Genomic DNA, 20,868 nt, shown 5'->3' on the forward strand with positions numbered 1-20,868 from the left:
GGGCTGTTCGCCCATTAAAGCGGTACGCGAGCTGGGTTCAGAACGTCGTGAGACAGTTCGGTCCCTATCCGGCGTGGGCGTAGGATATTTGAGAGGAGCTGACCTTAGTACGAGAGGACCGGGTTGGACTGGCCGCTGGTGTATCTGTTGTTCCGCCAGGAGCATAGCAGAGTAGCCAAGCCGGGAAGGGATAAACGCTGAAGGCATCTAAGCGTGAAGCCCCCCTCAAGATGAGATATCCCATAACGTCAAGTTAGTAAGACCCCTTGAAGACGACGAGGTAGATAGGGCAGAGGTGGAAGTGCGGCAACGCATGGAGCTGACTGTTACTAATAGGTCGAGGGCATAACCAAGCAGGGTGATAGGAAATGGATGGAAAATTCTTTGTATGCAGTTTTGAAGGTATATATACAGACGGAATGAGGGAGACGGTACCAGTAGGTATCGTTTTTTGTAATATACAGGTGATGGTACAACAGGATATTTTGAGAATTTTCTGAAAACGGACCGCAAAAGGGTCAGACCCCTTTGCGACTTGTGATCATGGGGATGGTTCGATGCATGAACTGGTGAGGTTTATTCTGAATGAGGAAGAAGAGAGGCAGCTGCACTGGAGCGGCAATCTGAATATGCTGCTCGTCCTTCGGGGGGAGTGTGCTTTTAGCTGCCACGGAGAGCTTGCCCCTATGAAGGCCGGTGATTTATGGGTGGTGAATCCACTCTGCCTTTACCAGATTTTAAGAGAATCTGAAGCGGATATTCTGACGGTTTCCTTTTCTAAAGAAGCGACAGAGGGAATGAAGCTGGGAAAGGAATGGGAGATCTTTTGCCGCAGTGACCAGCAGGAGGAGAATGACAGGGAAGCTTTTCAGGAATTGCGCCGTTTGGTGGCGGACCTTTTCGAAGTTTGTGTGAAAGAAAAAAAGAATGACAGCCTTCTGGTAAAGAGTTATGTATGTCGGATACTCTATTTTCTCGGGGAGGGATTTGCGGTAAAAAGTTCTTTGGAAGGAGGAACGGAGGACCATTCTCTGGAGCGGCTCAGCCGTATTTTGAGGAGGATACATGAGGATTATGCCCAGCCGCTTACGTTGAAGCAGGTTGCGGAAGAAGAATATCTGTCCATGAATTATTTGTCCAGATACTTCCAGAAGAAGGCGGGGATCGGATTTAACCAGTATCTTAACCAGGTACGCCTGCAGGCAGCCGCCGGGAAACTACTGGATACAGCACTTTCTGTGACCGAGATTGGACATCTGTGTGGTTTTAAAGATGCAACACAGTTTATTAAGAGATTTCATGAGTTTTATAAAATGACACCGGTGAAATTCAGAAACCAGATGTTGGTTCAGAAGGAACCAGATGAAAGAGAGCAGGAGTTATTCTATGAACTGTTGAAATATAAGAGCCAGGAAACAATACAGGGGCATGGTATCAGGGAACGCGCCAGAAGCAGAAAAATAAATGTGGATGTGTCAGTCAAAGGAAAACGGCTCAGACATCATTGGAAAACACTGGTGAATATCGGGTTTGCCAAGGAAGGTCTGTCGGCTGTTATTCAGAACCAGCTTCGTACAATCCAGAAAGAAATTGGCTTTCAGTATATTCATTTTCACGGACTGCTGGATGATGATATGATGCTGTATAGAGAAGAGGAAGACGGTACCCCGGTCTATAATTATAAGTATACAGATATGTTGTTTGACTTTTTCTTGTCTATCGGTCTGAAACCTTATGTGGAATTGAGTTTCATGCCCTCGGTATTGTCAAAAGAGTCTAAAAAAATATTTATTAAATCTGTAAACATGGGGATGCCGAACAACATGGAGAAATGGTGTGGCCTGGTGAGAAATCTTACTGTTCACCTAATGGAGCGTTATGGGGAAGAGGAAGTATTGTCGTGGAGGTTTATACCGTGGACAGGTCCAGTCAGTTATTCATATTATGGGAATTATGAAATAACAGAATATTTTGAACTATACAGGAAATCTTTTGAAGTGTTAAAGTTGGTTCATCCGGAGATTCAGGTGGGCGGACCGGCTATGGATTCCTATTATATTTGGGAGGATGGGGGATTTTACGAGCAATTTATAGAGTATACGGAAAGGACACACTGCAGTCCGGAATTTCTTGCTATAGACCTTTATCCTTCTAAGAAGGGTGAGAAGGAGGAAGGGGAAGAAATTGTTCTAATCGAAACACCGGAGGCGTTTTCCCGGGTGACCAGCTGGGATGAAAAGTATATCGGGCATTTACTGGACCGTCTTGAGAAGTACCATAAGAAGAGGGATGGGAAAGTGCCGGAGATTGTATTCGTTGAATGGAATTCTACGATCTGGCAGAGAGATCTGACGAATGATACCAGTTTCAAGGCGGCATACATTGCAAAAAGCCTATTGGAGAATTATGACAGGGTGTCTGCTTTTGGATACTGGGGATTGAGTGATTATATCGAAGAAGTCGCTCCCGCACAGGAAGAATTTCATGGCGGTTTTGGCCTGTTTACGTGCCAGAGTATTAAGAAAAGCGGATATTACTGTATGGAACTGCTTGCAAAACTGGGAGATTATATGGTTGCCAGAGGAGACGGATATTTTATCACAAAGAAAATATCCGGACAGATCCAGATTTTTCTTTATAATTGTGTACATTTTAATAAACTTTACCGTTACAGGCATCTGAATGGTGTTGACAGGACACACCGGACAGGGGCGTTTCTGGATGGGGAACGAATCCGGTATCATCTGCTCTTAGACGGGATTGGGGATTGGGAGTTTATTAAGATGCGTGAGTACACGATTAGTGAAAAAAGAGGAAGCTCCTATGAAGCGTGGATAAAGATGGGGGCGCCTTCATCTCTGTCGGCGGAAGAGGTCCTGTACCTACGGCAGAGTACGGTTCCTGAATATCAGTGTATGCTGCTGTCAAACGAAGAATTCCGGCAGACGGAACTGGCGCTGCCACCGCAAAGTGTGAAGCTTATTCTACTGGAAAAAGCAGATTCTCAATAGAGAGTCTGCTTTTTTTGTATATAAATATACTTTTTAATAGTGAAAAATTATCCTTACGGAAATAGTATGGCAAAATGCTTAATTTGGAGGATAAAAAATAAAAGAAATTATGCAATAATACGAAAGAAAACAGGCTATCTTACTTTCAGTAAAAAAAATATAATGAAGTCATCAAAACAAGGAGGCAATAAAAATGGCATTGATACATTGTTCATTTGGTTCAGATTCCCTGGGGATGACGACTGACATTCATGTGATTCTGCCGGAAGTAGATGTAAAGGAAGGGGAAAAGGATGTGCGTTTTCCAACCCTGTATCTTCTGCACGGGGCATCCGATAACTATTCAAACTGGATTCGTTTTACAAGTGTAGAGCGTTATGCTGCGCAGCATGGCATTGCTGTGGTAATGCCGGAGGCGGGTTTAAGCTTCTACAATAATATGCCTATGGGGTATAACTGCTATGACTATGTAGCAAAGGAACTCCTGGCATTTACAAGGGCGATGTTCCCGCTGTCAGACAAAAGAGAGGAGACATTTATCGCAGGGCTTTCAATGGGAGGATATGGCACAATGCGGATTGCACTGAATAATCCAGAAGTATTTTCAGCGGCAGGGACATTTTCCGGCGCAGTTGACCTGACATCTATGAGCAGTACGTCGGTTGGTTTTATGGATGAGGCACAGACACAGTTTATGATGGAACGCGCTTTTGGAGTGAAGGATTCAGGCAGTCTGAAGGGAACAGACGCGGACCCCATCCACCTTTTAGAGGGATTTAGAGAATGCAGGGAATGTATGCCGAGGCTTTATCAAAGCTGTGGTACAGAGGATTTCCTTTATGCACAGAACCAGGCATTTAAAACAGCAGCAGAAAAGGCTGGTCTTCCGGTTCACTATGAAGAGTGGAAAGGGGACCATAACTGGCCGTTCTGGGATGTAAGCATCCAAAGATTCTTTGATTGGCTGAAAAGTGAGGAGGGAATAGACGATGGCATGGATTCAATGTAATTATCATTCAGATATATTGGGGAAAACGATGGGGATGGAAGTAATTATACCTGAACCGGATATTTTTTATAAACGTGAGGAGCTTTTAAAAGTAGGCAGATTCCCAGTAGTCTATCTGCTTCATGGCAGGAATGGCACCGGCATTGACTGGATACGCAATACATCGGTGGAGCGTTATGCAATGGAAAACCAGACAGCAGTTGTTATGCCGAGCGTGGACAACGGTTGTTATGAAAATATGGGAGGCAGCGCGTATTGGACCTATCTAACAGAGGAAGTAAAGGCAAAGGCAGAAGTTTATTTCCCGGTTTCCAAACGAAGAGAAGAATGTTTTGTGGCAGGAGCAGGAGAAGGGGCTTACGGGGCATTAAAGTGGGGCGCTGAATTTCCGGGCCGGTTCCATACAGCTGGCTGTATCTCTCCGGTATGGGAGGACGAACAGAAACTGAGAGAATGTCAAAGGAAATACCGGGAACATGAAGGACAGGACAGAAAATTGCCGGAACTTCTGGAATATGCAGAAGCTCCGCAGGAGGATGGGGAATATTGTGACAGAAGCTTAGGAGAATTGTTCAGGGCACTGCCATTGCCCAGAAACTTATATAAGAACTGGTAGAGGAGGGAACCTGTTATGAAACAGATGCGTTCTGACATGGAAAAAGTAGGGATAGGTGAAAAGTTTGCCTATAGTCTGGGTGATTTCGCGAGTAATTTGATTTTCGCGCTGGCGTGCTCACTGATTACATATTTTTATACAAATACAGTGGGGATTTCTGCAGCTGCTGCAGGTTCCGTGCTGATGTTCTCACAGATTTTTGACGGAATTTCAGATGTGCTGATTGGATTTTTGATAGACAGGACAAGGTCAAAATACGGAAAAGCACGTCCGTGGCTGCTGTGGATGGCAGTTCCTTTCGGAATTGCCTGTATTCTGCTGGTATGTGTGCCCAGAAATGCAAGTATGGTTGTAAAGATTGTTTATGCGTTTATCACATACAATTTAGTTATGACAGTCTTCTATACTGCAATTAATGTACCATATGGTGCGCTGAACACCTTGATGACAAGAGACCAGTACCAAAGGTCTGTTATCAACATCTGGCGTATGACAATGGCAATGCTCGCAACGATGGTTGTGACTGCTGTCACACTGCCGATTATCAAAAGTCTGGGCGGTGATCAGGCAGCATGGATTAAGACGATGGTCATTTATGCTACGCTTGCTGTAGCAATGTTCCTGATATGTTTTAAGTGTACAAGAGAAAGAGTGACGGAGGAACTGGGAGTTCAGGAACAGGTTCCGGTAAAGAAAGCATTAAAAGCAGTTGTTAAAAATAATTACTGGCTCCTGCTGATCGGTGTTTGGCTTCTTTATGCAATCAATACGACATTCAGCGGAACAACAACAGTATATTATGCACAATATATCCTTGGAAATGAGACTCTCATGGGTCCGATCAATATTGCGCTGAATCTTCCGGCCGTTATCGGAATCCCGTTCATGGCACCACTGATTAAAAAGTTTGGAAAGAAACCGCTGGCAATTGCCGGATGCTGCATTACCCTGTGCGGCTGTCTGCTGATGCTGGTTCAGCCGGAAAATCTGACAATGGTTGTCGCTGCAACACTTGTAAAAGGTCTCGGTACCGTTCCATTCTGGGCAGTTTTATATGCTATGATGGCGGATACGGTAGAGTACGGGGAATGGAAGACAGGAGTCAGGACAGAAGGCCTCCTGTACAGCGCATCTACCTTTGGCGCAAAAGCGGGCGCCGGAATAGGAAGTGCAATTGTAGGTGCAATCTTAACGGCCAATATGTTCAATGGTATGCTTGAGGTTCAGCCCCAGTCGGCGGTTTCTGCAATTTCCTCTATGTATCTGTACGTTCCGATCGTTATGGTGGCACTTCAGATTGTGTGTCTGGTTTTCTATAAACTGGATAAAGAATATCCGCAGATTATGGCGGAACTCAAGATCAGAGAAGCGAACGCAAGGAAGAAAGCGGAGGGTGTTGAATAATGGAAGATAAGATGGAATCAAAATTACAGGAACTTACAATAGAGGAAAAAGTAGGATTACTGTCAGGGGCGGATTTTTGGACAACAAAAGAAGTGAAACGTGTGAATCTTCCGTCATTTATGATGACAGACGGACCGAACGGGCTGAGGAAACAGGTTACGTCTTCAGACCATTTAGGGATGAATGAAAGTCTGCCTGCTACTTGTTTTCCTATGGCTTGTGCATTGGCCTGTTCCTGGGACCGGGAACTTCTGTACGAGATAGGGAAAGCTCTGTCAGAAGAATGTATTGCGGCAGATGTCGACATCCTGCTGGGACCGGGCGTAAACTTAAAGAGAAGTCCCTTGGGAGGAAGAAATTTTGAGTATTTTTCTGAAGATCCCTATCTGACATCACAGCTTGCTGCCAAATACATTAAAGGAGTACAGGAAAACGGTACAGGGACATCGCTGAAGCATTTTGCGGCAAATAATCAGGAAACGAGAAGAATGGTATCGGATTCACTGGCAGATGAGCGCACATTAAGAGAGCTGTATCTGGCCTGCTTCGAAAGTGTCGTGAAAGAGGCGGAGCCTTGGACTGTGATGTGTTCTTATAATAAGTTGAACGGTACGTATACGTCGGAGCATGATTGGCTTTTGAATCAGGTGCTGAAAAAGGAATGGCAGTATGACGGGGCAGTCGTTTCGGACTGGGGTGCGGTAAATGAAAAGGTAAAATCTGTACAGGCGGGGCTTGATCTGGAAATGCCGGGCAACCAGGGGGAAAGCGACAGGATACTTCTGGAGGCAGTAAAGAATGGTGAGATCAGCGAAGATAAGATAGACGAAGCCGTGACAAGGATACTGCGCCTGTCTGACTATATCCTTGAGGCGAGGGCACAGAAGAACGTGCCGGTTTCGGCGGAAATAAATTGGGAAAACCATCATAAACTGGCCAGAGAATCAGCCGGGGAAAGTATGGTTCTCCTGAAAAATGAGAACAAGGTACTGCCTCTTGCATCCGGGGAAAAGATTGCTGTTTTAGGAGAACTTGCGTCCGACATCCGTTATCAGGGAACCGGAAGCTGCAAGGTACATCCTTACCACGTGGACAGCCCGTTTGAAGAAATAAGGGTATATGAGCCTTCGGCTGTGTTTGCAAAAGGCTACCTGCTGGACGGCGGTGATGACGGGCTGCTACTGGAAGAGGCAGAAGCTGTAGTGAATGGCTGTGACAAGGTTATCATATTTGCAGGATACCCGGAACGGGCTGAGAATGAAGGGGAGGATAAAGTGGATATGAAACTTCCGTATAATCAGACGGAACTCATCCACCGGATTGCCCGGACTCATCCTGCAGTGATTGTCGTATTATGTAATGGATCACCAGTAGAAATGCCGTTTTCCAATGAGGCAGAAGCGATTCTTGAGACGTATCTCGCAGGTGAGGCAGCAGGCGGTGCGGCTGCGGATATTCTGTTTGGTAAAAAGAATCCGTCAGGAAAGCTGTCAGAATCATTTCCAGTAAAGCTGGAGGATAATCCATCGTATCTGAACTTTCCGGGAATGCAGAACAAAACAAGATATGGAGAAGGGATTTTTGTAGGATACAGATATTATGATAAAAAGAACATAGAGCCCTTATATCCATTTGGTCATGGCCTAAGCTACACAGAATTTACTTACAGTAATTTATCTGTCAGTGCGGGAAAAGAAAATACCGCAGATGTAACACTTGAAGTACAGAATACAGGCGATAGGTACGGCGCAGAAGTAGTCCAGATTTATGTCCAGAAAAAGGGGACGGAAATCATACGGGCTGTGCAGGAACTGAAAGGCTTTGAAAAAGTCCGGCTGGAGGCCGGAGAGAAAAAGCAGATCACGATCCACCTGCCAAAAGAAGCGTTCCGCTATTATGATGCCGAAAACGGCTCATGGCAGGTAGAGCCCGGCGAATACGAGATCCTTGCAGGCGCATCCTCCAGAGATATCCGGCTGAAAGGAAGCATCGTATTGGAGGGGGATGAACTGCCCCCATACAAATGTGATCAAAACAGTACAATTGCTGAAATCTCCAGAAGTCCTGAGGGGAAGGCCGTACTCGAAAAATGGATGAAGTGGTGTAGCGATAAGGGGTATCCGATTTTTACCGAAGAACCGGAGTTCATACAGAACGCTTATGAGACGACTCCACTAAGATGGGTGAAGATGCTCTCGGGAGGCTGCTTCACAGAGGAAATGATAGAGGATGTATTGAGTCACTGTAACAGATAGAAAGGAACTGAAGAGATATGAAAAAAATAATCGCAGTTTTACTTACAGCAGTGTTATCTATTGGTTTATTCGCTTGTTCTTCTGCCGAAGAGGCAAGCGAATCTGATACTATTACCATGTATATCGTACGTCACGGAAAAACAATGTTCAACAAAACCGACCAGATGCAGGGATGGTCCGATACTCCCCTGACCGAAGAAGGGGGAAAACAGGCAGATGCAGTTGGAGCCGGTATGAAAGACATAAAATTTATTGCAGCATACTCATCAGATCTGGGCAGACAAAGAGCAACTGCTAAGCGTATTCTCAAACAGAATAAAAATGATGTTCCGGAGTTGGAAGAAATTATAGGACTTCGGGAATATGGGTTTGGCGGATATGAGGGGAGACCGATTCATGAATTATGGGACCCCATTTACGAAGCTTATGGTTTGAAATATGATGAGGAATGGAGTCAATATGCAGAACTGATGGAGCATCTTACTGTAGAAGATCTCCAGAATGAAATTGCTGAAAATGATCCAACAGGCACAGCAGAAACATATGAAGATATCACTACCCGGTCTCAGGAAGCAATGGATGAAATCGTAAAAGCGGCAACGGATAAAGGCGGGGGAAATGTACTGGTAGTTTCAAGTGGAAGTTTAATTCCTACGATGCTCGAGGTGATCGCCCCAGGTCAGGTTGGAGAAGATATATCACTGGATAACTGTTCCGTAACTATTGTGGAATATAAAGATGGTAAGTATACAGTAAAAGTAGCAGGTGATATGAGTTACGTAGAAAAAGGCATGGAAAAATAGAATTGATAAACAATTCTGAAAATGGAGCGCAAAGGGGTCTGACCCCTTTGCGCTATTCTGTACTTGCCAATGCCATCATTGCATGGGCAAGTATTTTTGTATCGAGAATCAGATCTTCAATATCAATATACTCGTCCGGCATGTGCATGACACTGTCTTTTTCGGGAAATTCGATTCCAAATGCGACTGCATTCGGAAGTCTTCTGGCATATGTGCCGCCACCGATTTTCATAGGGGGCCTGTAGTCCCCGGTGAAATCTCTATATGATTTAAGCAGCTTGGCTACGAGTTCGCTGTCTTCCGGGACATACAGACCATCTACAAACTTTGTCTTATCCGCGCATATGATTCCACTTCCTGAAATTCTGTCATTGATCGTATCTTCGATTTCTTTGCGGGTCGTACTGAGCGGGGCCCGGACATCTATCTGCATTTCAAATCCCTCGTGTGTCCATTGCATGACACCAACGTTGAGGGTCAGGGTACCGGATTCGTCTTCACGCATGAGGCCCAGAGATTCTCCATTGTACTCCAGCTTAAACATATCATACAATAAATGTATGATTTTATGGTCTTCTTCTTTCAGAGGCAGTAATGTAAGCAGGTAAATCAGCCCCTGCAGGGCATTCTTTCCGCTTTCCGGGTGCGAGGAATGGCTGGCCTTTCCGAACACTTCTATCTTGGTTCCTTCTTCTGTCCCTGAAAGTTTGTAATCAAAACCGGCTGCTTTCATTGCATCATCAGCCAGTTCTGCAACCGTGGACATATCATACGGCACGATGGCTGAAGCCAGCGGCGGGACGATATTGACTCTCTCCCCGCACTGAATTGTGATATCAGAATCCAGCTTGCACTCATAGTAAGCATGGTAAATATTCTTTTCCGAGTTGACAAGCGGATAATCCGCATCGGGGGAGAAGGACATTGTCGGAATCTCTTCCACTTCGCGGTAGTGGTCAATACAGGTCAGCCCGCTTTCCTCGTCACACCCCATGATGAGCCGTAACCTGCGGTTCAGAGGGATTCCGCATTCTTTTAAAGCAAGCATTGCAAAAAATGAGGCAATGACAGGCCCTTTGTCATCCATTGCCCCCCTGCCGTAAATCCGGTCCGCATCGATTGCACCGCCGAAAGGAGGGTGTGTCCAGCCTTCCCCTGCAGGTACGACATCCAGATGCGCGAGGATTCCGACAAGCTCTTCTCCATAGGGCTCAGACTCTATAAATCCGGCATAGCCGTCTAAATTCTTAGATGTAAATCCATAAGTCTTCCCTAATGAAAGCATATAGTCCAGACAATCTGCGATACCTTTGCCGAAAGGCATATCCTCTGAGGCCGGCAGATCTTTCACACTTGGGAACTCCAGCAGGGAGCAGAGGCTCTCAATAATAAGCTCCTGGTGTGAGTCAATCCAATCATTCAACTGTTGGTTCATCTTCGTAAAATCCTCCTTTACTCTTGGTCCTTAATATGTTTTTGAAATAATTCAATATCATATTCCAGCATATCCTTATAGCTTTCCTGAATAAATGCAAAATCCTTGTCATGCAGTCCCCGGACGATATTGCGGTGGAATTCTATACTCTTATTATCCTCCGGAAATCCTCCCGACATTGACCAGTAATTATCCAGTGTATCAGTCATATCGGAAATCATATTTTTTAATGTCGCATTCGGGGACAGCTCATACAAATATTTGTGGAACCTCAGGTCTGTTTCATGAAAAAGAGTGCCACTGGTTCCCTCGGAATCCATGTCTGCTATGAGCAGGTCAAGGGCAGTGAGCTGTTCTTCTGTTATTGTATCCACTACTTTACTGGCAAGCAGGATCTCGAGTGCGATCTTGATTTCAAGTGTTTCCTGGTAATTTAACTGGGTAAACTGCAGATACACGGAACGGGCTGAACAGTCACAGGCAATAAAAGAACCGATACCGGTGTGTACTGTAATGACTCCCTGTGTTTCTAAAAAGCGTAATGCCTCCCTGACAGAGTTACGGCTGATTTTCAGGGATTCGCTTAATACGCGTTCACTGGGAAGCTTGTCCCCCACTACTAATTTTTTATCTTTTATGTATTCCATAATAGAGTCTGCGATCTGGATATAGAGAACTTGTTTTCCAGTTTTCTTTATAGGGGTCAACATAAAATTATCACCTCCACGTTTAGTATAGTCTAGTATAAATGAAAAAAAATATATTTGCAATATTTTACAGGGACAGAATTTGTCAGAAATATACATAATATCTAATAGTATTGACAAAAATCGGTTAATAAAGTATGATTAGCACAAAAGAGTATTGGTAGTACCAGTACTACCACATGTAAAACACACAAAATAAAGACAATAATTAAAGAAAGGAGTGTACAGAATATACAGTTCATGAAAGAGGAAGCTAGATAGAGGGATTTAGTAAAGGAGGAGTGTGGAGATGGCAAAATACATATTGAAACGCTGTGTTTCGATTATTGTCACCTTGTTTTTAGTTTGTACGATTACGTTTATCATGATGAAGGCTGTACCGGGAGGTCCCTTTACAACAGAGAGGAACCTGCCCCAGAATGTACTCGAAGCCCTGGAGAAGAAATATCATCTGGACGACCCTGTCTGGAAACAATATGTTGACTATGTGAAAGGTGCGGCTACTTTTGATTTTGGACCATCCTTCAAAAAGGACGGTGTCATGGTATCAGACATGATCGCACAGAGCTTTCCGGTCTCTGCAAAGCTGGGACTGGTTGCACTGGCAATCGTGATAATACTGGGTATTCCTTTTGGAATCATAGCCGCTTTAAAGCAAAATAAATTTCCAGATTACCTGACTACGGTATTCGCAACATTGGGGATTGCGATACCGACGTTTGTTCTGGGAACTCTGATCCTGTATGTGTTTGGTTCCAAGCTGGGATGGATACCAACACATGGATTAGATTCCTGGAAAAGTTATATCGGGCCGTCCATTTCCCTTGCGGGATTTTCACTTGCATATGTACTGCGGCTGACCCGTTCGAGCATGCTGGGGGTATGCGGGCAGGATTACATACGCACGGCGAGGGCAAAAGGACTGCCAGAGCGGAAGGTGATTTTCAAACACGCTTTAAAAAATGCATTGATCCCGGTTGTTACATATATAGGGCCGATGACAGCAGGCATTATGACAGGCTCGTTTGTGACCGAAAAAATATTTGCCATACCGGGCATGGGAAAGTTTTATGTTGAGGCAATCAACAACCGTGATTATACCGTAATCATGGGAACAACCATGTTTTATGCAGCAATCGCGGCAATTATGATTCTGGCGGTGGATATTGCCTATGCATTCTTGGATCCGCGCATTAAGTTTCAGGATTAACGGAGGGCAGGATGGAAAATACAGCAAAGCACATTACACGAAAAGATGTAGAACGAGTCTATTTTACCAACAAGGAATCACAGGATATTACCCGCCCGAGTCTGACATACTGGCAGGATGTCAGAAGGCGTTTCATGAAAAATAAGCTTGCGATACTGGGGTCAGTGATTATTGTCCTGATGGTATTATTTGCAGTATTTGGATATGCACTCACCACCCAGAATTACTACAGCCAGGACCTGACGATGACCAATATACCGCCCAGGCTTGAGGCTTACCGCATGGATGAGGATACCCTCCTGTATGTAAATTCAGAATACAGTCTTTATACTCTGGACGGCAGCGGGAAGCTTAAGGAGAGGGTAGAGGCGGAAGATGAAAATAAGATGATGCGGGAAAAGGTATACGACGTCGGCGGGAAAAAGGTCGTACTCAATTATTCCGGCGCGGCAAAAGCGGCGAAGGCGAGAAAAGACGGTGACATGAAACTCGCAAATTCTGTGGAAAACTTCACACTTAAAATTGACGGGAAAACACCGGAGATGGAAAAGGTGTGGAACAAGACGTACCGCCTTGGTACGGATTATCTGGGAAGAGATATGCTTGCAAGGCTTGTATACGGGGCAAGGATTTCCCTTCTTGTAGCATTGATTGCAACCTTTGCACAGTTCTGTATCGGTGTTCTTTACGGGGGCATCGCAGGGTATCTGGGCGGCAGGGTGGATAATATCATGATGCGTATTGTCGATATCGTCAGTACGGTCCCGCTGACTTTGTATGTGGTGCTGCTGATGGTTGTGATGGGACCCGGTATCAAAACAATCATCATTGCCCTTGGCTCTGTTTACTGGGTAGACATGGCACGTCAGGTGCGCGGCCAGGTGCTGAACATCAAACAGCAGGAATTCGTTCTTGCGGCAAGGACGATCGGTGCATCGGGAAAACGGATTATGCTGAAGCACCTGATCCCGAATGCCATGAGCACGATTATCGTTACCCTGACCATGAACATTCCGAGTGCAATTTTTACAGAATCATTCCTCTCCTTTATCGGACTTGGTATCAGCGCACCGGCGGCATCCTGGGGAACACTGGCCAGTGATGCGCTCGGGGGATTAAGAAGCTATCCGTACCAGCTGCTGCTGCCTTCTCTGTGTATCTGCCTGACAGTATTGGGATTTAACTTCCTTGGAGACGGCCTGAGAGATGCACTGGACCCAAAACTTAGAAAATAACGTAAAAGCAGGGAGAATGATTATGAGTGAGATGATATTACAAGTCAACAATCTTGAAACATCGTTTTATACACATGTCGGAGAAGTCAGGGCGGTAAGGGATGTCAGTTTTTCTGTAAAAAAAGGCGAGATCCTTGGGATTGTAGGGGAGTCCGGGAGCGGCAAGAGTACGGTTCTCCTGTCGATTATGGGACTGCTCCAGCACCCGGGAAAAGTCAAATCCGGTGAAATTATTTTCGAGGGTGAGAACCTGACGAAGAAATCAAATCGTGAGATGCAGCATATCAGGGGGCGGAAAATTTCTATGATTTTTCAGGACCCGATGTCCTCTCTCAATCCGGTATTTACCGTTGGAAACCAGATTGCCGAGACGATCATGACACATGAACATGTATCCAGAAAGGATGCAAATAAAAGAGTACTCGAATTGCTGGAACTCGTCAGGATTCCTTCCGCAAAATCAAGGATAAACTGTTATCCCCACGAATTTTCCGGCGGAATGCGCCAGAGGGCGATGATTGCACTTGCACTGGCCTGTTCACCGGAGATGCTGCTGGCAGATGAGCCGACTACGGCACTTGATGTAACGATCCAGGCGCAGATGATGGATTTGCTGCGGGACATCAGAAAAGAGACAGATACGACCATTATTCTTGTGACACATGATCTGGGCGTGGTTTCTGAGATGTGTGATTTCGTGCAGGTAATGTATGGCGGAAGGCTGATGGAGGAAGCTCCGAGCAGGGAAATCTTCGATACGCCGGGGCACCCTTATACGAAGGGGCTGCTGCGGTCGATACCGAATGTGAAGAAAGGCAGCAGGGAACGGCTGAAACCGATCGAAGGTTCTCCGCCGGATTTGATCACCCCGTTTGACGGATGTCCTTTCGCTTTCCGGTGTTCCCATACAATGAACCTCTGTATGGAGGCGTGCAGCAGCGAATGGAAAATTGGGGATAAACACAGGTGTGCATGCCATCTCTGTAATCCCGAGGTCAGGGCATTACTGGAGGAAGGGGGAGAAAATTGATGGAAAAGCAAGAATTGCTGCAGGTAAAAGGGCTTAAGAAATATTTCCCTTTGAAGAAAGGCTTTGGCAAGGGGAAGACACAGTATGTAAAGGCAGTAGACAATGTCAATTTCTCGATCTACAGGGGGGAAACCTTCGGGCTGGTCGGAGAGTCCGGGTGCGGAAAGTCAACTACGGGGAGGACGCTGATCCGCCTCTATGATGTGACCGAGGGAGAGATTTTATTCGACGGGACTGACATCAGCCGGATGAAGGAAAAGGAACTTCTTCCTTACCGGAAAAAGATGCAGATGATTTTCCAAGACCCATATTCCTCACTGAACGCAAGAATGACAGTGAGCGATATCATTGGGGAACCGCTGGACATCCACAGGCTGGCATCAGGAAAGGAACGTCAGGAGAGGATTGCCCAGCTTCTGGAAAACGTAGGACTGAAGCAGGAGCACTCGAACCGTTACCCGCATGAATTTTCAGGAGGCCAGAGGCAGCGCGTCGGAATTGCAAGGGCGCTGGCAGTGAATCCGGATTTTATTATTTGTGACGAGCCGATATCTGCACTGGATGTATCCATTCAGGCACAGGTTGTGAATATGCTGGAGGACATTCAGTCAAAGTACGGCATTACCTATTTATTTATTGCACATGACCTTTCTATGGTAAGGCATATTTCAGACAGGATCGGTGTCATGTATCTGGGACAGCTGGTAGAGATCGCGGAAAGTGACGAGCTTTACGAAAACCCGCTGCATCCATATACACAGGCGCTGCTGTCCGCAATACCGAATCCGTACAAGGATAAGCATAAGGAACGGATTATGCTGGAGGGCGAAGTGCCCAGCCCGATTGATCCGCCGAAAGGCTGCCGGTTTGCATCCAGATGTAAATATGCCAAGAGCGTTTGCAATGAAGCAGAGCCGCAGTTGAAGGAAATGGGAAGCGGACATTTTTGTGCATGTCATTTATATGATTAAGGGAGGAGATTAAGATGGACCAGAGAATGAAAGAACTGGCAGGACGCCTTGTGCGCTACTGTGTGGATGTGCAGCCGGGGGAAAAAGTGCTGATCGAAGCGAATGAGGCAGATACGACCCCGTTGGTTGAACTTTTGATTGACGAAATTTATGCAGCGGGGGCCCAGCCATTTGTGCAGTATGAGATTGCATCCGTGAACAGGAAACTTTTGAGACAATGTACGGAAGAACAGATGCAGCTGCAGTATCAGGGCTACGCGGATATACTGAAAAATATGCATGCTACAATCGGCATCAGGGGGATGCTGAATGCGGCCGAGATGTCTGATGTCCCGAAAGAGGGGATGGAGTGTTACTCCAACGCGAGGGCAATGCTCAGGCAGTACAGGATGGATAAGAAGTGGGTACTCTTACGTTATCCGAACCATGCGATTGCGCAGCTTGCAAATATGAGTCTCGAGGCTTATGAAGACTTCTATTATAGTGTATGCAATCTGGATTATGCAGAGCTGGAGGAAAAAGCAATGCCCCTGAAAAAGCTGATGGAGCAGACGGACAGGGTACATATCACAGGACCGGGAACGGATCTTGAATTTTCCATTAAGGATATACCGGTTGTGCCATGCTGCGGAAAGATGAATATACCGGACGGGGAAGTATTTACGGCGCCTGTAAAGGATTCTGTAAACGGATTTATTACCTTTAATCTTCCATCTGTTTTCCAGGATATCTGTTTCGAGAATATCAAACTGGTTTTCAAGGACGGGAAAATTGTGGAGGCAACATCGAACCACACAGAAGAACTGAACTGGATTCTGGATACGGATGAAGGGTCACGCTATACCGGTGAATTCTCTTTTGGAATCAATCCAAATATCCGGAAATGTACGAATGACGGCAGTGTGGATGAGAAAATGTGGGGAAGCATCCATCTTACGCCAGGGAACTTTTGTGACGGCGCAAGCAATGGGAACGAGTCAAAGATACACTGGGATATGGTCCTCGCCCAGACACCGGAATACGGCGGGGGAAAGATTTATTTCGATGACGTGCTGATCAGGGAAGACGGAAGATTCGTACCGGAAGAACTGCAGGGGTTAAATATTTAAAAAAGGAGATAGATATGGAAGAGACACTTAAGTACAGACAGGTTCATCTGGATTTCCATACCAGCGGGCTGATCCCGGATATTGGAGCGGAGTTTGACCCGGAAGAGTTTGCGGAAACCGTAGAAAAGGCACACGTAGACTCTATCACTTGTTTTGCAAGATGCCATCATGGCTGGCTATATTATGACTCAAAGGCAATGCCGGAGAGAATCCATCCGAATCTGAAGAGGAAGAACCTGCTGAAAGAGCAGATTGATGCCTGCCATAAGCGTAATATTAAAGTGCCTGTTTATACCACCGTGCAGTGGGACGAAAAGATTGCACATGAACATTATGACTGGCTGTGTGCGGAGGAATCGGGTGCTCCATTCCGCGTGTCACAGCTGCAGCCGGGATTTTACCGCAATATTTGTTTGAATTCTCCTTATGTAGAGTTTTTCAAAGAGCATTTAAGAGATATCTTTGATTGTCTGGGAGAGGTGGATGGCCTGTTTCTCGATATTCTGAATATCGGACCATGCTGCTGCAATCATTGTATGGACAGCATGAGGAAGCTGGGACTGAACGTGGAAGATGAAAAGGTTAGATATGAATTCGCGCAGACTGTGTTTGACCGCTTTCAGGCAGAAATCACGGCATTTATCCACGAGATTCAGCCCGGCTGCCCGGTATTTTACAATGTAGGATTTATCGGGACACAGCACAGGAAAAATAAAGATACCTTTACCCATTTCGAGATCGAATCACTTCCCGGAGGAGCGTGGGGGTATGGTCATTTCCCGCCTACGGCAATGTATGCGAGGACACTGGGGCTTCCGATGACGGGGCAGACAGGCCGTTTTCATCTGGATTGGGGAGACTTTTCATCCCTGCGTTATCTGGCATCCCTGCAGTATGAATGTTTCCGGGCGCTGGCGTATGGCTGCGGGTGTTCTATCGGGGACCAGCTGCATCCAAATGGGAAGATGAATAAACACACATACGAACTGATTGGCAAAGTATACAAAGAAGTGGAAGAAAAGGAACCCTGGTGTAAAGGAGCCGTACCTGTTACAGAGGCAGCAGTCCTTGCGCCTATGGAGTTCAAAGGTGCGTCGTCTTCCTTTGTTGTGGATGAACTTTCCGGTGCAGTGAAGTTTTTAAATGATATTTGTATACAGGCTGACGTGATTGACTCTCAGGCAGAGTTTGAAAAGTATAAGCTGCTTATCCTGCCTGACAGTATTGAGCCACTCAGTCAAGAGGCCTCGGCAAAAATACAGGCATATGTGGAGCAGGGCGGGGCGCTGATCAGCTCCTACCATTCCGGAATCATGCAGGACGGCAGCACGGCGGCATTTCTGCCTGCTGATATAAAAGGCGATGCTGAATATTCCCCGGACTTTATTGCTATGACTGGAAAAGTGGCAGCAGGGATCCCTGATATGGAGTTTGTTATGTATGAGCGGGGGGCCAGTTTAGAACCCCGGGAAGGATCAGACGTTCTGCTTGAGACGATGGTTCCTTATTTTAACCGGACATGGGAGCATTACTGCAGCCACAGACATACACCGTGCAGCTACCAGTATGGCCCGTCGGCACTGGTTCAGAAGGGACGTGTTTACCAGTTTGCACATCCGGTTTTTAAGATTCAGGAGGAATACGCAACCGAATGGGTGAAACAGCTGCTTAAAAATGTAGTATATGAAATTCTTGGCAGCCCTCTTGTTACGCACAATGGTCCGTCTACTCTGGACCTGAAGCTGACACACCAGCCGGATCAGGAAAGGTATGTACTGCATGCCCTCCACTATATTCCGGTGAGAAAGGCAAAGAAGATGGAAATGGTAGAGGATGTGATTCCTCTGTACGGCACAGAGATTGCCGTGCGTGTGGATGCACCTGTAGAAAGCGTAACTATAGTGCCGGGACAAAAGGAAATAGAATATTTTTCTGATGAGGAGGCAGGAAAAATCACCTTTACAGTTCCGGAAATCTGTGGTCACGAAATGATAGAAATTAAAGGAGGAAAATTATGAAAAAGGTCATATCAGTTTTATTAGCAGTAACACTTGTGGCAGGTACGTTGTTCGGATGTTCATCCGGGAAGAAGGATTCCCCGGAAGATAAGGGCAAGACGGAAGACACGGGCAGCAAGGAAAAATCAATTACGTTCAATATCGGTATGGAGCCGACGACTCTTGACCCGAGCCTGAACAGTGGAAATGACGGAACTTTAGTACTGAATCATATGTATGAAGGACTGATGATTGAAAAAGACAATGATTTTGTATGTGCGGCAGCCGAAGATTATGATGTCAGTGATGACGGAAAGGTGTATACCTTCCATTTAAGAGATAACAAGTGGTCAGACGGGGAACCAGTCCGCGCGCAGGATTTTGAATTTTCTTGGAATCGTGCACTGGATCCGGAAGTGGCATCCACTTATTCCTGGATTTTTGAATCCGGCGGCATTGAGTCTTATAAGGCAGTAGATGATAAGACATTTGAAGTAACTCTGAATTCCAATAACCCGGTATTCCTGTCACTTCTTGCTAATACGACATTCTTCCCACTGCGTGAGGATAAGGTGGATTATCTGAATGGTGCATGGGCACTTGATCCTGAAAAGGTTGTCACAAACGGTGCATATAAGATGACAGAGTATAAGGCTGGCGACCGTTTAGTAATGGAGAAAAATGAAAACTATCATGATGCTGCTAATGTAAAAATTGATAAAATCATTGCTTTGATGATTGTAGACCAGACAACAGCACTTACTGCTTATGAAGCAGGGGACATTGATGCAATCACAGAGGTTCCGCCGGCAGAGAAACAGCGTCTTCTCAATGAGGACCCGAATTTTATGGTCAGCCCATTGAACGGCACGAATTTCTATGCATTTAATACAGCGAAAGCTCCGTTTGATGATGTGAACGTACGCAAGGCCTTGTCCTACGCAATTGACCGCAAGGCAATCGTGGAAGATGTCCTGAAAGGCGGAGAGCAGCCAGCACACTCCCTGATACCGGGCGTAATCTATGACAGTGACGGAAAGGTATTCAATGAGGTGAGCGGAGACTACGGTATTCCGGAGGATGACAGCAAGGTTGAGGAAGCGAAACAGTTACTGGCAGATGCCGGCTATCCGAATGGGGAAGGTTTCCCAAAGACAGAACTGCTCTACAATACAAATGAGAAAAATAAGGCTGTTGCAGAGGCTATCCAGCAGCAGTGGAAAGAAAACCTGAATATTGATGTAACATTAGTAAACATGGAATCAGCAGTATTCCACCAGACCAGAGTTGCCCATGACTTTGATGTCTGCCGCGGTGGCTGGTATGGAGATTATAATGACCCGCTTACACATCTGGAGTTATATACAAGCGATAACTCTATGAACTATGCAAGCTGGTCCAATCCGGAATACGATAAGCTGATCACAGAGGCGAAAGGTTCTACCGGAAAAGAACGTTTTGATAAGTTCTATGCCGCAGAAAAACTTCTTATGGAAGGGTATGCTTATATGCCAATTTCTTATGACGTGTACACCTGCCTGATCAATCAGGACAAGATCACAGGATATGAGATTCTTTCTACAGGAGTATATCGCTTTATCAATGCAGATGTAGTTGAAGAATAGAAGGAAATATTGAGAGCTTTAGATTTGTGAACGGATAACTGCCGTTGCCTGGACTTGACAGCGGCAGTTATTGGATGTTTGCAGTGCTAAAGCTCTTTTTTAAAAATCTGGATCTGGATTAAATCTAGATTAAAAAACTAAATAAGTATTGACAGAGGGATGCCGGATGTGGTAATCTAGTCAAGCTGTCGCTTGAAACAGTAACTTTTCTTGATTAACAGATGCTGAAATTCAATATGTAAAGAGTAAATTCTGATTTGCATATCGACCTAGAAAGCAGATGAAAATTAAATAAAAAAGTTATTGACAAATATCGACAGGGTATGATAATATATTAAAGCTGTCGCTTGAGGGACTGGTAAAAACCGGAACCGATGACGAAAAAGAAAATGAAAAAAGTTCTTGACAAACAGCAGCAGACATGGTAATCTATAAAAGTTGCCGCTGACGA

General features: G+C 45.5%; 15 protein-coding genes and 1 rRNA gene. 14 read left to right on the plus strand and 2 right to left on the minus strand.

Annotation, left to right across the window (positions count from 1 at the left end; genetic code table 11):
- The 7 genes from A8806_RS25790 to A8806_RS25820 all read left to right on the plus strand — a co-directional run.
- Window positions 1–353, plus strand: a 23S ribosomal RNA gene (locus A8806_RS25790); the annotation flags it as partial.
- 204 nt (window positions 354–557) lie between these two features.
- Window positions 558–3,011 (plus strand): GH39 family glycosyl hydrolase, encoded by a 2,454-nt coding sequence (locus A8806_RS25795; RefSeq protein ID WP_109734020.1) that lies wholly within the window; start codon window positions 558–560, stop codon window positions 3,009–3,011.
- Between the two features lie 193 nt (window positions 3,012–3,204).
- Window positions 3,205–4,020: an alpha/beta hydrolase gene (locus A8806_RS25800; RefSeq protein ID WP_109734021.1), complete on the plus strand. Its 816-nt coding sequence runs from the start codon at window positions 3,205–3,207 to the stop codon at window positions 4,018–4,020.
- Entirely contained in the window at window positions 4,001–4,636 is a 636-nt protein-coding gene (locus tag A8806_RS25805; protein ID WP_109734022.1) for an alpha/beta hydrolase-fold protein, read from the plus strand. Before A8806_RS25800 ends, A8806_RS25805 begins: the two co-directional genes overlap by 20 nt.
- A gap of 15 nt (window positions 4,637–4,651) precedes the next feature.
- Window positions 4,652–6,040 carry an MFS transporter gene (locus tag A8806_RS25810; RefSeq protein WP_109734023.1) on the plus strand — a complete coding sequence of 463 codons (1,389 nt, stop codon included), beginning with the start codon at window positions 4,652–4,654 and terminating at the stop codon, window positions 6,038–6,040.
- Window positions 6,040–8,295, plus strand: a complete 2,256-nt coding sequence (locus tag A8806_RS25815) for a glycoside hydrolase family 3 C-terminal domain-containing protein (RefSeq protein WP_109734024.1) — start codon at window positions 6,040–6,042, stop codon at window positions 8,293–8,295. The genes A8806_RS25810 and A8806_RS25815 overlap by 1 nt, the downstream gene beginning before the upstream one ends.
- 17 nt (window positions 8,296–8,312) lie before the next feature.
- Window positions 8,313–9,098 carry a histidine phosphatase family protein gene (locus A8806_RS25820; RefSeq protein ID WP_109734025.1) on the plus strand — a complete coding sequence of 262 codons (786 nt, stop codon included), beginning with the start codon at window positions 8,313–8,315 and terminating at the stop codon, window positions 9,096–9,098.
- Window positions 9,099–9,150: 52 nt separating this feature from the next.
- Here A8806_RS25820 and A8806_RS25825 read toward each other — a convergent pair whose 3' ends face one another.
- Window positions 9,151–10,533: a Sapep family Mn(2+)-dependent dipeptidase gene (locus A8806_RS25825; protein WP_109734026.1), complete on the minus strand. Its 1,383-nt coding sequence runs from the start codon at window positions 10,531–10,533 to the stop codon at window positions 9,151–9,153.
- A gap of 17 nt (window positions 10,534–10,550) precedes the next feature.
- Window positions 10,551–11,243 carry a FadR/GntR family transcriptional regulator gene (locus A8806_RS25830; RefSeq protein ID WP_181368883.1) on the minus strand — a complete coding sequence of 231 codons (693 nt, stop codon included), beginning with the start codon at window positions 11,241–11,243 and terminating at the stop codon, window positions 10,551–10,553.
- A gap of 286 nt (window positions 11,244–11,529) precedes the next feature.
- Here A8806_RS25830 and A8806_RS25835 point away from each other — a divergent pair, with 286 nt between their 5' ends.
- From A8806_RS25835 to A8806_RS25865, 7 genes are read left to right on the plus strand one after another with little or no spacing between them, the layout of a single operon-like run.
- Entirely contained in the window at window positions 11,530–12,450 is a 921-nt protein-coding gene (locus A8806_RS25835) for an ABC transporter permease (RefSeq protein ID WP_109734028.1), read from the plus strand.
- A gap of 11 nt (window positions 12,451–12,461) precedes the next feature.
- Window positions 12,462–13,685, plus strand: a complete 1,224-nt coding sequence (locus A8806_RS25840; protein ID WP_109734029.1) for an ABC transporter permease — start codon at window positions 12,462–12,464, stop codon at window positions 13,683–13,685.
- A gap of 22 nt (window positions 13,686–13,707) precedes the next feature.
- Complete coding sequence (locus tag A8806_RS25845; protein WP_109734030.1) at window positions 13,708–14,715, plus strand: ABC transporter ATP-binding protein; 1,008 nt, start codon at window positions 13,708–13,710, stop codon at window positions 14,713–14,715.
- Window positions 14,715–15,686, plus strand: coding sequence for an ABC transporter ATP-binding protein (locus A8806_RS25850; protein WP_148481968.1), 972 nt, complete (start codon window positions 14,715–14,717; stop codon window positions 15,684–15,686). The genes A8806_RS25845 and A8806_RS25850 overlap by 1 nt, the downstream gene beginning before the upstream one ends.
- A gap of 14 nt (window positions 15,687–15,700) precedes the next feature.
- Window positions 15,701–16,795: an aminopeptidase gene (locus A8806_RS25855; RefSeq protein ID WP_109734032.1), complete on the plus strand. Its 1,095-nt coding sequence runs from the start codon at window positions 15,701–15,703 to the stop codon at window positions 16,793–16,795.
- A 14-nt stretch (window positions 16,796–16,809) separates the two neighbouring features.
- On the plus strand, window positions 16,810–18,813 hold the full coding sequence (locus tag A8806_RS25860) for an alpha-amylase family protein (protein WP_109734033.1): 2,004 nt from the start codon (window positions 16,810–16,812) through the stop codon (window positions 18,811–18,813).
- A complete protein-coding gene (locus tag A8806_RS25865) occupies window positions 18,810–20,417 on the plus strand; it encodes a peptide ABC transporter substrate-binding protein (protein ID WP_109734034.1) in 1,608 nt (535 codons plus the stop codon). The genes A8806_RS25860 and A8806_RS25865 overlap by 4 nt, the downstream gene beginning before the upstream one ends.
- Window positions 20,418–20,868: the final 451 nt, after the last annotated feature.

The sequence above is a fragment of the Faecalicatena orotica genome (assembly GCF_003149245.1).
Classification (GTDB): Bacteria; Bacillota; Clostridia; order Lachnospirales; family Lachnospiraceae; genus Faecalicatena_A; species Faecalicatena_A orotica.